The organism is Algimonas arctica (genome assembly GCF_014652695.1).
Classification (GTDB): domain Bacteria; phylum Pseudomonadota; class Alphaproteobacteria; order Caulobacterales; family Maricaulaceae; genus Litorimonas; species Litorimonas arctica.
Window position 1 is genome coordinate 1 of sequence record NZ_BMZH01000010.1, and the last position, 12494, is coordinate 12494.

General features: G+C 50.9%; 13 protein-coding genes and 1 pseudogene. 8 read left to right on the forward strand and 6 right to left on the reverse strand.

All coding sequences use genetic code 11. The features are described 5' to 3' along the window. Positions 1-97: 97 nt before the first annotated feature. The gene (locus IE105_RS11275; RefSeq protein WP_189498529.1) at positions 98-1108 is read right to left on the reverse strand and encodes a site-specific DNA-methyltransferase; all 1011 of its coding nucleotides are present in this window, start codon (positions 1106-1108) and stop codon (positions 98-100) included. A 911-nt stretch (positions 1109-2019) separates the two neighbouring features. Further along, a complete protein-coding gene (locus IE105_RS11280) occupies positions 2020-2361 on the reverse strand; it encodes a hypothetical protein (protein WP_189498531.1) in 342 nt (113 codons plus the stop codon). A gap of 176 nt (positions 2362-2537) precedes the next feature. Here IE105_RS11280 and IE105_RS11285 point away from each other — a divergent pair, with 176 nt between their 5' ends. From IE105_RS11285 to IE105_RS11305, 6 genes are all read left to right on the forward strand, one after another. Continuing rightward, on the forward strand, positions 2538-2912 hold the full coding sequence (locus IE105_RS11285; protein WP_189498533.1) for a VOC family protein: 375 nt from the start codon (positions 2538-2540) through the stop codon (positions 2910-2912). A 436-nt stretch (positions 2913-3348) separates the two neighbouring features. Then, on the forward strand, positions 3349-3528 hold the full coding sequence (locus IE105_RS11290) for a hypothetical protein (RefSeq protein WP_189498534.1): 180 nt from the start codon (positions 3349-3351) through the stop codon (positions 3526-3528). Further along, positions 3528-3662, forward strand: coding sequence for a hypothetical protein (locus IE105_RS15540; protein ID WP_267904682.1), 135 nt, complete (start codon positions 3528-3530; stop codon positions 3660-3662). Before IE105_RS11290 ends, IE105_RS15540 begins: the two co-directional genes overlap by 1 nt. 64 nt (positions 3663-3726) lie before the next feature. After that, the gene (gene pspA / locus IE105_RS11295) at positions 3727-4431 is read left to right on the forward strand and encodes a phage shock protein PspA (protein ID WP_189498536.1); all 705 of its coding nucleotides are present in this window, start codon (positions 3727-3729) and stop codon (positions 4429-4431) included. 151 nt (positions 4432-4582) lie between these two features. After that, the gene (locus IE105_RS11300) at positions 4583-4831 is read left to right on the forward strand and encodes an envelope stress response membrane protein PspB (protein WP_189498538.1); all 249 of its coding nucleotides are present in this window, start codon (positions 4583-4585) and stop codon (positions 4829-4831) included. Continuing rightward, positions 4828-5292 carry a PspC domain-containing protein gene (locus tag IE105_RS11305; RefSeq protein WP_189498540.1) on the forward strand — a complete coding sequence of 155 codons (465 nt, stop codon included), beginning with the start codon at positions 4828-4830 and terminating at the stop codon, positions 5290-5292. Before IE105_RS11300 ends, IE105_RS11305 begins: the two co-directional genes overlap by 4 nt. Positions 5293-5572: 280 nt before the next feature. Here IE105_RS11305 and IE105_RS11310 read toward each other — a convergent pair whose 3' ends face one another. Then, positions 5573-6514: an ADP-ribosylglycohydrolase family protein gene (locus IE105_RS11310; RefSeq protein WP_189498542.1), complete on the reverse strand. Its 942-nt coding sequence runs from the start codon at positions 6512-6514 to the stop codon at positions 5573-5575. Between the two features lie 259 nt (positions 6515-6773). Here IE105_RS11310 and IE105_RS15685 point away from each other — a divergent pair, with 259 nt between their 5' ends. After that, entirely contained in the window at positions 6774-6863 is a 90-nt protein-coding gene (locus tag IE105_RS15685; RefSeq protein WP_373299096.1) for a hypothetical protein, read from the forward strand. A gap of 593 nt (positions 6864-7456) precedes the next feature. Here the strand turns inward: IE105_RS15685 and IE105_RS11320 are convergent. Further along, positions 7457-7717 carry a hypothetical protein gene (locus IE105_RS11320; protein ID WP_189498545.1) on the reverse strand — a complete coding sequence of 87 codons (261 nt, stop codon included), beginning with the start codon at positions 7715-7717 and terminating at the stop codon, positions 7457-7459. Positions 7718-8340: 623 nt separating this feature from the next. On the opposite strand from IE105_RS11320, the gene IE105_RS11325 reads away from it, so the two are divergent. Continuing rightward, positions 8341-10074: an alpha/beta hydrolase family protein gene (locus tag IE105_RS11325; RefSeq protein WP_233354122.1), complete on the forward strand. Its 1734-nt coding sequence runs from the start codon at positions 8341-8343 to the stop codon at positions 10072-10074. Positions 10075-10418: 344 nt separating this feature from the next. Here IE105_RS11325 and IE105_RS15690 read toward each other — a convergent pair. Then, a pseudogene (locus IE105_RS15690) lies at positions 10419-10879 on the reverse strand (IS6 family transposase); the annotation flags it as partial. Positions 10880-11452: 573 nt separating this feature from the next. Continuing rightward, positions 11453-12115: a hypothetical protein gene (locus IE105_RS11335; RefSeq protein WP_189498547.1), complete on the reverse strand. Its 663-nt coding sequence runs from the start codon at positions 12113-12115 to the stop codon at positions 11453-11455. Between the last annotated feature and the right edge of the window lie 379 nt (positions 12116-12494).

Here is a 12494-nt window from a genome sequence, read left to right on the forward strand (position 1 = left end):
ACGTTGTTTTAGTCTGTCTCATGCTTCACTCCATAAGGATGGAGGTGAGCAAAGTCTCTCTTAGCCCAGGCTCAAATCTGTGCCATGAGCGCTGACGTCAGACACCATGCTCTCCGAGACCAAAAGTATTCGTGTGTGGACCAAAGCCCACTTTCCAGACGAAAATAAGCTCGTGCCGAGAGCGGTAAAACGTCCCCATGCCGCCATTGGTCTTGGCCCAGACGATTAGGTTCTTGAGTTCTGAATAGATCTCCCGGCCTGCCGCCTGTAGCTCCCGCATATGACGCCAGTCCATGCAGACAAAATGGATTGCCCCGTTGTGGCTGACACGTGCCATTGCGCCAAGCGAGCTTCCCAGAAAGTCCGCGAAAGCCTCCGAACTCATCTCTCCGGATGCCATTGCGAACTCACGGTGCTTCACAGCACCTGAGCCGCATACGTTGCCGTCAATCTTCACATTGTAAGGTGGGTCGGTAAAAACAGCATGCGCGGGCTCATCACCCATCAGAGCCTCGTAGGTCTTGGGGGAGCGTGCATCACCACACACTAAGCGGTGTGGTCCTAGACACCAGACATCACCGAGCTGCGTCACAGCAGGCCCGGGTTCAGGCGTTTGAAAATCATCATCAGGATCGCTCGAGGCGTCCGGGCTATCGTCAAGCAGAAGATCGAGTTCCGCCGTCTCAAACCCTGTGATTTCTAATTCAAAGTCAAGATCCAACTCAGCCAGACATTGGAACTCCATCTTCAGAATGTCGCGGTCCCAACCGGCGAGCTCGGCCAACCGGTTGTCGGCAATCACATAGGCTTGCCGCTGAGCGGAGGAAAGATAGCTCAGAGCAATCGTCGGAACAGCCTCGAGACCCAGCAGCTTTGCTGCAGCAACACGGCCGTGGCCCGCAACGATACTGCCCTTATCATCAATGAGGACGGGATTGGTGAACCCGAAGTGCCTGATAGAGGCGGCAATCTGTGCAATTTGTTTGTCGCTATGTGTGCGGGCATTGCCCTCATACGGAGTGAGCGTGTCGACCTTACGATAGACAACGTTGAGATGCCTTTGTTCGGTCAAGGTTTGGGGTAGCGCCCCAGTCAGTTTAACGGCCATGTTAAAGCCTTTCAAAGAATGCACAGCTAATTCACATCGTTGGGGACGCAACCCTCACAGAGAAAATACGAACTGTGCTATTTAAAAGAAGACGGCTCGGTCTGTAGCCCCGCCCATAACGTCACGTCATGGTGAGAGGGGTCTCGCGCCTTTGATTAGCCCAACACTTCATATTGAGCGGTGTGGCTTAAAATTGGAACTTGGAGTCCCGCTATCTATACATTCATCGTCAGTCTCCTTGCGCATCTATGCCACCGAACGAATTCGGCGACGTTGAAATTTCATTGGGCGCAAACGCGCCAATTAGTTCAATTAATGCGCAAGCAGTTCCCTGAGGATTGCCTGCAGATGGGTTCTAAACCCATTTTCAGAGCGAGGACAGACATCCCTGTTTCTGCTCTTTTGCCGCGATACTCTGCGGAATGATCTTTTGATGAGCGGGTCGCGATGTTTGCGCAAGATATTTCTGCGCAAAGTATAAGTGACTTATATATATTTATGCAGTTGAGGGGTTTTCAGGCCATAATGACTAGCAAAAACTGCTTTAAACCGTCGAATTTTCCGAATCGTTTCGTCTGCGAGTGGAATCAATTGGCTTCGTTATGAGCTTTAATCATGCGCAAAAACACAGCCCTTATTCAGAGCCTCAGACTATCCGGCCTAAGGAACAGTATTCTTGGTTTTGAATTATGTCGCCTTTAACGGTTTCAGTTGAAGCCGAAATTGTCTGACGTCAGCGCTTGTGAGACGGACAACTCGTGCAAAGATACTAGCACAAAACTTCAAACGCACTTTCCCCTGACAATGCCCACGCATAAGTGTTTAATGGAAACAGAAGACGCGCGTGAACAGGCCTCTCGCCAATTCTTCGAACGAGTGCAGCGGCAGGCGCGGGAGGGATAACGATGTTTTCAGAAGAAGAGAGAGAAGTCATCGCCGATATCGATAATCGCTTCACAAGCATCAATGCCAAGATCGCGTTCTGGTATATTCTGAGTTTGGGCACTTCGAACGAGCGGTTCAGGTGCATTCCGAACAAAAAAGGCGTGATTTTTGAGGTTCGGTTCCATCACATCGAAGATCCGGGACCAAACCGATATGCTCTCATCGCGAACAAAGGTTCGTTGCTCTGGTATTTTAGGCGCCCCGCGCTGGAGAAGTTTCAGTATGACTTCGATCGCATCAATGAAGACTTCGGGTCGGATAAAGTGAAAAAGCCGAGACCAACCGAAATCACTGTGAAAATCGAGCACCTTCAGACTGCGAAAACCTTGGTCTCGAAGTATCTTTTCTGACGCGCTGGATTGGATGCTGTCGCCCGCCCAATTCGAACTAGCAGCAATGTGAAGGACCAAGGTATCTACAAAGTTAGGGGCGCATTACATAGGGGCAGGTCATTACTTTGGGCGCACACAAAGAGAGGTTTGAAATGGGACAACTGCACCATGGGTTTAATTATATAGAGCTACCGTCGACAAATAATGCAGCCATGAAGCAGTTTTACGGCGCAGCTTTTGGTTGGACGTTTGAGGATTGGGGGCCAACTTATGTGGCTATTCATGTCGCAGGCGTGGATGGTGGTTTCGATCAGGAAAGTGACCGCAAGCCGAGTGATCAGGGCAGTTTGGTGATTTTATATTCAGACGACCTCCTTGCCAGTGAAGCGTCGATCCGATCCGCGGGCGCTGAAGTATCAATGCCTGCCTATGACTTCCCAGGCGGTCGGCGGTTTCATTTTAAAGACCCAAGTGGCAACGAACTGGCGGTTTGGAGCGCGAAGCCTGTTATGGAAGCCGAGGGATAAGCGAACAGAGCACCAAACCGATCAACCCAGCCGCTTATGCTCTCACGGCAAACGTTGATATCGCGCTCTTGCAGCAAATCATCGACGTTTCCCAAGGATAAAGGAGATCGGAGGTTCATCATCCCAGCCAGCCTGGGCGCCTCGACGAGGTCTTTGTGAGGATCAACGGGACTCAGGCGAGAGCGTGACGGGAGGCAATTCAGTAAGTATAGTAAATTACACCAAATATATTTGGCTTATAAGGCCATTTATTGGTGAGTTTTGTTACTAAGTATTCGCGCGAATGAAGTTGGGATTAAAAAATCATTTTATTTCAATAGTTTAGTTTTCCGTGACATCCGCCCCCTCATCGGCCACTTTGATCTCACAGCAACGGAGCACACAGCTTCGCACCCCGCAGCACACGCCTCGGGACGAAACGAGAGAGAGCCGAAAGATGACCATCCGCACAACCGATAATAACCTGAACGCCATCAGCGCTGCGACCTCACCGTCGCGATCTGTTCGCCGGGCACGGGCTCGTCGCGGTTATGCGGCGATGAACGTCCGTACGATTGGCACCTACGGCGCCATGACATTGCACGGCTCAACAGACACTTATCAAGAAATCCTCTAATGGATATTGAGCCACAAGAACCGGTTAGCTGGCGCATAAAAAGCGCCCGCTTTGTCAAATACCTCACCACCCGTGACAAGGAATGCTGGGGCTTCTTTGCCGTCGGCTTCCTAATCGCTGTGATCCTGACCTAGCGGTCACCCTCTAACCTCAGACCTCAGCCACGAGGTCGCACCATTCTTCAAGGAGACGAGACACATGGGCATTTATTCCCGCATGGGCGACATCATCAATTCAAACCTAAACGCCATGATTGAGGCGGCTGAAGATCCTGAAAAGATCGCCCGCTTGATCATTCAAGAAATGGAAGACACGCTGGTTGAAGTCCGCACCGACGCCGCCCGCAACATTGCAGAACGCAAAGAGCTGACGCGCCGTGAAGACGACTATCGCAAACATGCCGACGATTGGGCGGCCAAAGCCGAGCTCGCCATCACCAAGGACCGCGAAGATCTGGCCCGGGGTGCGCTGACAGCCCGCCGTCAAGCCGAGGATATGGCTGATGTGGTCGGCAAAGAGATCGAAGTGCTTGATGAAGCCATTGGTAAAGCCGACATGGATTTGTCCAAGCTACAGACGAAGCTCGACGAAGCCAAAGCCAAGCATAAAGCGCTGACGATGCGCAGCAGTGTGGCTCGCAGCCAAGTGAAGATGCGCACCAAAATCGTGGATACGCGTGTTGATGATGCCTTATCCCGCTATGAGCGGATGGAACGCAAAGTCGATGAGCTGGAAGCCCATGTTGAAGCCTTTGATCTGGGTGAAGGTGAAAGCCTCGAGTCCCAATTCGCGGCTCTCGATTCAAATGATGAGCTTGAAGATGAACTCGCTGCCCTCAAAGACCGCATGAGCAAGCCTAAAGCCGCCAACAAATCTGACAAGCCCGTCAAAAAAACGAGTTGAACAAACATGACCTCGCCTAACCTAGGCTGAGGTCCCAGAATGCGCCCGGAGGAGGTCTTCCCCCAATTGACCGGACTACCCCGTACTCGGTCACCATCTTCTCCCGGGCGCACACCCTTATGATCAACGACTTTAAGGCAGGAGAACCCCAATGTTTAGGCCCGAAATCCTAGTCTTCATGATCCCGATCGTCGCCATTTTTATGGGCGTCGCATCAAAGATGCTGAAGACTCACTATGACCATAAAGAGCGTATGGGCGGCGGCGGCACCCCGGAATCCGGAACCCACCGCGTCGAACTCGAACAAATGTCACGCATTGCGGACATCCTGGATCAACGCGTCAAAGTGCTGGAACGCATTCTTGATGATGAAATCCCCAACTGGAGGGACAAAGCATGACCCGCCGCAACGCCAAATACGACGATTACGATTACGATTACGACCTTGAACCAGACGATGAGAGCCGTCCGAAGCTCCGTCGCAATAAAATCGACGGTATTCTCGGCGGCGTCTGTGCTGGTCTCGGGGATTGGCTTGGGATTGAGCACGGTCCGATGCGGATATTCTTTGTCCTAGCCATTGTGTTCACCGGACTGCCTGTTTTTGTCTACTTCTTGATGTGGATCTTCATCCCGGCGGATAAGCGGGCTCCGTATGTTCGTGAAAGTCGTAAGCAGCGTAAAGCCGAACGTAAGGCCAAACGCCACGACCGAGTTGACGTCATGCCGATTGATACAGCAAAATACTCTGACGTTCGCTCCAAGTTCCGCTCGCTCGAAGAGCGCCTGCAAGACCTGGAACGCTCTGTCACCTCGCGTGAGTGGAAGTTGCGGCGCGATTTCCGGGACCTCGAAAGTTAGGGGCGAAGTTAAGCGGACTGTCGAAGACGAAAGCCTCCAGTCCACACAAATCACACGATAAAGGCGCCAGATAGGAATATCATCGTAATAACAATCATGGCCGGTGCATTCGCCCCCAACCCATTAACATCCGCCACGTCATTGACTGATCTTTAACCGGGTAAGCCGTTTACTGGAGTATCTTTTATTACCACCTACAATACCAAAGGTTGCTTTAATCTGTCTGACGTCAGCGCTCATGGCACAGATTTGAGCCCGGGCTAAGAGAGACTTTGCTCATCTATGATCTGGTAGAGTTGAGATTGTCAGCTATTGATCGAATCCGCTGCCCCCAAGCAACTCGATCGACCCAGTCTTGCGGCAGGCCCCGGTTGCCATATATCGCCCCCGCCAGCTGCCCTGTGATTGCACCCGTAGTATCGGCATCTTCGCCCAAGTTCGCTGCTAGCAAAACGGCCTCTCTGAAACCCCCTGTGCGCTCGACGCTCCAAAGGGATGCCTCAAGCGAATGGACGACATATCCAGAGGCGCGGATGTCATCCCTCTTCTTACCGCGCCAGGTTCCCGCCATGATTGGTCCAACGCTACCCGAATAAGGGCCTGAGCGTCCCCTCAGCACCTCGGAGGGCTTAGCGCCCTCAATCGCGTCAGCGAGAGCCTCAGCAAAGGCTAAGCAGGCATCCACGGCCTCAGGGGCCCCGTGCGTCGTCCTGCTTTGTCGCGCCGCTACATCGCGCATCAAAGGCCTATTCCCCCAATGGCGAATGGCAACAGGAGCCAGTCGCATCAAACTCCCATTACCGGCTGTCTGAGGGTCCGTTGAACCTGCAAGGGGATTTCCGTCGTCTAACCAGCGAAACAAAGCGGCTCGAGTCGTTATACCAATATCGAAACAAGACCCCGTGCAGGAATATTCGCCCTTCTCGTACCAATCAACGAACCGCTCCATGAGATCGGACTCGTCGAGGTTTGGATCGGCCAGAAGACTATCAGCTAACGCTAAAGCCATGGCTGTATCGTCCGTCCATTCCCCAGGCTTTAAGCCAAACGGACCGCCGCCCACCATGTCAGTTAGGGGTGGATAGCTATCGCGCACTTTGAATTCGAGTGTTGTCCCAACGGCGTCGCCAATGGCAAGCCCCATAAGAGCGCCGATTGCACGATCTAGAATGGCGTCGGAGGTTGTCGATGGCTGTCGTTCAGGTAAAGTGGATTGATCCATGGCTCGTCCTCACTTTTCCATCACATTGATGTCCGACTATTGAGCGCTCTCTTTTAATCCAAGGCGCGGTCCTTACGTTAATCGCTTTTTCAGCGGAAGTGTACAGACATTCGACCTTTGCTATGAGAGCATCTGGCTCTGGGTTGACCGGTTTGGGCTACTATTCGCCAATCGCATCCGGGGTCGACGCGTGTCCTGCCTTCGCCAGCATACCCAATGGCGGTGGCACTTCGACAAGGTCTTTGTGAAGATCAATGGTGTGCAACATTATTTATCGCGAGCCATTGATCATGAGGGCGAAGCCAGACGCGCTGATTGTCGGCAAAGGAGCAAACGTCATTCACAGTAATGATAGCTTAATTGGTAAGGTCACGCATCCAGACCATCGCCGGAAATAAAGTAAGACAGATTTAAGCGCATGTTTTTGACGAAGTCTCAAAGATCGCCGCAGTTTTCAGTTTCAACTCTCACAAAGGTCTTAGAAGGCGAGATTTTGTAACGCTGTTCCTGTAAGGTATTTGTCCCTGCTCTTAGAAATAATTTCCTTGATCCCCCTGTAAAACTTCCCTGTTAAGTTTTTAGGGAATTATCTTGCAAGAGCCTGAAAAGTCGTCGTTTATTGACGATGAAAGTCCAAAAATATCTGAAAATATCGAAATTACCCTGTTATTATCCCTGTTTGCAGGGAATTTGGGCGTGAGACTGGCTCTCGCCGGACTGCGTCCACTACCACGCACTCAGCACGCTCGGCCTCCGAGATGTGTGGAGTGAGAATAGCCCCTACTATCAGGGGCTTAGCCAGATAAGACCTCACGGGAGAGGTCAAGAGAGACGTGAGAATCGGCTATTTTACGCCGATTATCTAAAGCGTCTCAGATCATGAACTTTTCCGCCGCAATATTTCTGACGGGATGCAGTTAACATCTATGGGATTTTGAGGTGTTAGTCTTCCATCCCAAGGAACGCTCTTTGGGCGGTCCAATCTAGGGACAGGTTCGGGGACAGTCGTCGTAATTGATCAACCGTCATATCGACGGGATGCTTCCAATCGATAATATCTTTCACGATAGAGGGCGCCAAAAATGCTAACATGAGTGTCCGACTAATATCGCCGCTCTTGCGCGACAGCATCGCGACGAGATTCGCTTGCTTTATGCCCTCACGGGGTGGGGTGATCTCGGTAGTCTGGATTTGCGTGGTCATTTAAGTCTCCGTAATCTGCGCCCACACCGTGTGAGCGCTACTACCGAGACAGGGCCCTCAGATCGGGCCGCAGGACACTACCGCGTGCTTCGCGCGGGAAGTCCAGTCGTTAGTTGGGTTAGGTCAAACCGAGATCCTAACGACACGTGATTTGTAATCAGGGGGTCCGCGGTTCGAGTCCGTGTGGGGGCACAATTTTACAATAATATCAATGACTTAAACGTGTGTTGAGCTTTATGTAGGTTCACAAGGCATCGCGGGTAGGCATATGGTAAGCACTCGCGCGCAACTGCTCTCGTCTTACACAAACGTCCGCTTCTTGATCATGAGCTTTGATTCGTCGCCCGCGCAAGCTCTCAGGCCAAGTTCCCTTCAGAGGGCCCTTGCCCCCCGCCAAAAGCGACGCCTTGATCAATGCCGTAAAGCTAGCACCCGGCCCCCATCGGACCAACAAAATGAGTGAGGGGGTATGTTAAATACACACCTTAAAGTCTCTCATTACCGAGTCCAAAAAATTCGAAAATGCCCCCCTCCCCCGAAAACCAGCCATTCAATTATCGAGCTTTCCTTCTGGGCTTTGTGAACGTAGCCTAAGACATTCAATTGAGTTTGGGGAAACAGCCATGACCGCAGGAAAAATGAATGTCTTGCAAAAGAGCTGGACGCTCTTTGTCATCGGTTGGGCGTTGATCCTGATCGGATTACTGACCGCGCACTTTGTCCAAACGTCCAGCGGTGTTTCGATCACGCCCGTTCAGTATGAACGTGAAGACGGCAAGATGATGCGAGCGCTCCTTTACACTCCGGAAGAAGCGACTCCAGCCTCAAAAGCGCCCGGCATTCTTGCGATGCACGGCTATATTAACTCGCGCGAGTTTCAGTCTGGCTTCGCGATTGAGTTTGCGCGGCGTGGTTATGTCATTCTGACACCTGATCAAAGCGGACACGGATATTCAGACCCGCCTGCTTTTGCCAATGGGTTTGGAGGGCCCGCGAGCCTCGCTTACCTTCGAGGTTTGGATATCGTCGACACTGACAATATCGGTTTGGAAGGTCATTCTATGGGCGGGTGGGCTGTGTTAGCCGCGGCGGCGACATATCCGGACCACTATAAAAGCCTTGTTCTTGAGGGATCAAGCACGGGCGCACCGTTCGCATTAAAAGGCACTCCCGATTGGCCACGAAACTTGGGGCTTGTTTTTTCGAAATTTGACGAGTTCTCCCCTCTGATGTGGGGCACGGCGCGGGCTTCGGATGCGGGCGCAGGCGACAAGATGAAAGCCGTGTTCAATACAGACGAGACGATCATTGAAGGCAAAGTTTACGGCGACATTGAACTTGGGACAGCAAGAGCGCTCTACCAACCTGCGGTCACTCACCCCGGAGACCACATCTCGACCGCAGCAATCGGCCATGCGGTTGATTGGTTTGCGCAAACGCTCGACCGCGGAACATCTCTCAGCAGTCGAAATCAAATTTGGGTTCTGAAGGAAGTTGGAACGCTCATCGCGTTGATTGGATTTGTGGTTCTTTTGCTAGGCAGCTTTGAACTCCTGTTAGCCCTGCCTCAATTCAGCAGGCTTCGTGCGCGACCGACAGACTTCGCCTATAGCAAGCGTGACCTCAAATGGTGGGCTGTTGCGGTGGTGAGCGCAATCATACCTGTCGCAACATTCTACCCGTTCTTCAAATTGTCCGAAGCTGTTTTACCGGCCTCTGCGTTACTCCCCCAATCGGTAACGACACAAGTCGCGGTTTGGGCAGTCCTCAACGCCATCATTCTAACGCTGATCGGACTTTTGGTGCGGGGCGCTCCCGTTAAAACAGAGACGAAAGTCGGACGGGCGCTGATCATTGCCTTACTCACTGTGGGCATAGGGTACTTTGCAACATGGCTCGCCAGCGCGGTGTTTCACCTCGATTTCAGATTTTGGATCGTCGGCGTTAAACTGCTCAGCATCACTCAAGCAAAGATTGCTATCATCTACCTGTTTCCTTTTGCCGTGTACTTTCTTCTCGCATCACGCGCGTTGCACATTGGGATGTCCAACTTGGATGATCGTCCTTGGACCGAATATGCGGCGAACATCGCGATGCTAGCGGGTGGGTTCTTGATCTTTTTGATCGTCCAATATTCCACGCTCTTTATGACGGGCACGCTTATTACGCCTAACGAGCCCCTCAACACGATCATCATGCATCAGTTTGTGCCGCTGATGCTCATCATCGCGGTGATCGGTACATTTACCTACCAGCGTACGGGCAGTTACCTTCCGGGGGCTTTCATAAACACCCTCTTCGTGACCTGGTACATCGTGGCTAGCCAAGCCATCCAGTATCCGAATATTGTCGGCTAACACTATCGAGAAACTTTAGAGACGTTTCGATAGGTTCGACAGCATCCCCCTAGTCATGATAATCCCCAAAGCGGAAGTTAGCTCAGCGTCTTACTTTGAGGCGAGTTTAAGACGCTCGCCAAGGCTCCTTAGTGGCGATTTTCGCCCACGTCTCGACCATCTTTGTTCAATGAGTACGCGGTATCAGAGGATCTAACGTAAAACCTCAGTATTAGTGAATGAGGTGGCGATGGTTCTAAAACAGCTCAAGATCGAACGAGGCCGTATTGTCAGCTTAAACGGCGTCAGCCGCATTTCTAACAAATCAGCCCCCCCCCCTAGACTGCGATCAACCCCCGCCATTCGATGATTGAGGCATCACGCATGGCTGCACCGTAAGACCGGAGCTTGTCTGTGACGACTATTCGCGTTTGCCCGGACCGTTTCATCGCCTTTTTCAAGAACCGATGCGCCGCCAGTTTTAGCGTTTCTTGGTCACAAAACACGCCAGCACTTCGCCTTCATGGTCAACGGCCCTCCATAGATAATGCTGGGCCCCGTTAATTTCACAAAGACCTCATCGAGGTGCCGTTTCTATTGCGTATGTCCACGCAGGTAGGCTGATCGTCTCGACCGGACCTGCTTTGCAAAGATTGGCGCGAACCGATCGACCCAAAGCCGGACGCTTTCATGCAAACGTCAATCCCGCGCTCATGAAGCAAATCTTCGACGTTTCTAACGGAGAGCGGGAACCTCACATACATCATCACGCCCGCTGGATGATTTCCCGAGACGTTTTGAAGTAACAAAACGGGATGTGGGTCATGGACAGGCCATAGCGCATCCATTTTAGCGCGTGTTCCGCTGACAGTCCCACTGAGTGGCATGAGTTGATAGCAGTCTAGGGGGGTGATTTGTTAGAAATGCAGATGTCGCCGTTTAAGCTGACAATACCCTCAAACGCCCCCGGTTAGTTCAACTGAGAGTGAGCGGCTATTCTTATAGGTGTTGCCTGACCAATTCGACTAGTCCAGCTGATTGATACGGTTTTAGATTGGATAAATTCATAGGGGCAGGCCAACGGTAAAAGTCGCTCTGTTGGGAGGCCTTGACCTTCACAAGACTTACTATGAGAAAGTTTTTGATCTTGGTGTCGCAATCGAACAGCATATTTCGGGTCGAGACAGCAATATGAACCCCTGTTTTGACAAGGAATTTAAATTTATCCAGGGCAGTATGAACCGCAAATTTAATTTGAACGATACTTCAAGCATTTTTGGTGGCAAACGATTGATAAATTGGTTCCAGTCTAACTACGAAGTCTTGGACAAAGTTACGGTAAAAGTTGAATAACCCTACACACTATGGATTACGTGAAATCCGAACCGCAGTGGGCCATTTAGTCAACTCGCCGCGTTAGCCTCTGCTCAAACCGCCTATACCAGATTTCATCCCCATCATAGGAAACCTCCATAAAAATCTTATACCCCGTATTTCCAAGGGGGGACCGGGTAAATCTTCGACTGGTTAAAACTCCATCAGCGTCTTTATGCATTTTAGATGTTGTCACCCCCGTGAGTGGGTCTTGCGACAATTCCCAGTAATCGCCGTTGGGGCCAACAACAAGAGAAACTATTTTTCCTTCCACCGGATTAAACGCTCTGAGGGAGTGGCCTTCATAATTAATTTCTGGGATAACAGTTGTCGTCACCTGCGAGTACTCATCAAACGAGGGTTGGACGTTTTGATAGCCCTGAAATCTCCCAGTTTCTTGGCCAGTGGCATCATACATGATCCACACGCATTCCCACTCTCCCTGTTGATAGGAAAATAGCTCTAGCGCAGATTTTTCTGCTGCGCCTAAAGTTTCCCTGTCAACTTTGTTGTTTTCAAGAGGTTGGTTTTCACTTACAATTTCAGATGATGTATCTAGAGTTGGTTCAACCAGTTCATTGGTAGCCGAGCTAGTTGGCGAATCGCAGGCTGAGATGAATAATATTCCAAAAGTCGGAAAAATAATTTTATTATTTATAAACTTCAAACAAAGCTTTGAACTACCCATCACAAAATCCTTCAAGACCTCGCAAAGGTCTGTCTAATTTCGGAAGAAAATGACAATATTTGAAAAATTTACGTTGACTGCATAAATTGCTTCATCTCAATGCTTCCTACTAGGATTACACTTACACAATATTGGGAATTTTTCAAGATACGTCACAAATTCCGTTCGGGCTTGCAGATAGGTCTATGTGTGAAGGCGAATTATCTCGAATCTAGCCCGACTTGGGGAATGGCATTGTCAGCTTAAACGGCGAGGGTCAAATTTCTAACAATTGGGACTACGCCTAAACTGCGATCAACCCCCGCCATTCAATGATTGACGCATCACGCATGGCTTTGAAACGAGTCCGGCTTTCGAGATGCCTTTGATGGTTGAAGGG

Coding starts and splice junctions, on each gene's coding strand:
- IE105_RS11335 (WP_189498547.1), bottom strand. CDS start 12,115: ATGGGTAGTTCAAAGCTTTGTTTGAAGTTTATAAATAATAAAATTATT.
- IE105_RS11275 (WP_189498529.1), bottom strand. CDS start 1,108: ATGGCCGTTAAACTGACTGGGGCGCTACCCCAAACCTTGACCGAACAA.
- pspA (WP_189498536.1), top strand. CDS start 3,727: ATGGGCATTTATTCCCGCATGGGCGACATCATCAATTCAAACCTAAAC.
- IE105_RS15540 (WP_267904682.1), top strand. CDS start 3,528: ATGGATATTGAGCCACAAGAACCGGTTAGCTGGCGCATAAAAAGCGCC.
- IE105_RS11300 (WP_189498538.1), top strand. CDS start 4,583: ATGTTTAGGCCCGAAATCCTAGTCTTCATGATCCCGATCGTCGCCATT.
- IE105_RS11305 (WP_189498540.1), top strand. CDS start 4,828: ATGACCCGCCGCAACGCCAAATACGACGATTACGATTACGATTACGAC.
- IE105_RS11320 (WP_189498545.1), bottom strand. CDS start 7,717: ATGACCACGCAAATCCAGACTACCGAGATCACCCCACCCCGTGAGGGC.
- IE105_RS11285 (WP_189498533.1), top strand. CDS start 2,538: ATGGGACAACTGCACCATGGGTTTAATTATATAGAGCTACCGTCGACA.
- IE105_RS11290 (WP_189498534.1), top strand. CDS start 3,349: ATGACCATCCGCACAACCGATAATAACCTGAACGCCATCAGCGCTGCG.
- IE105_RS11325 (WP_233354122.1), top strand. CDS start 8,341: ATGACCGCAGGAAAAATGAATGTCTTGCAAAAGAGCTGGACGCTCTTT.
- IE105_RS11310 (WP_189498542.1), bottom strand. CDS start 6,514: ATGGATCAATCCACTTTACCTGAACGACAGCCATCGACAACCTCCGAC.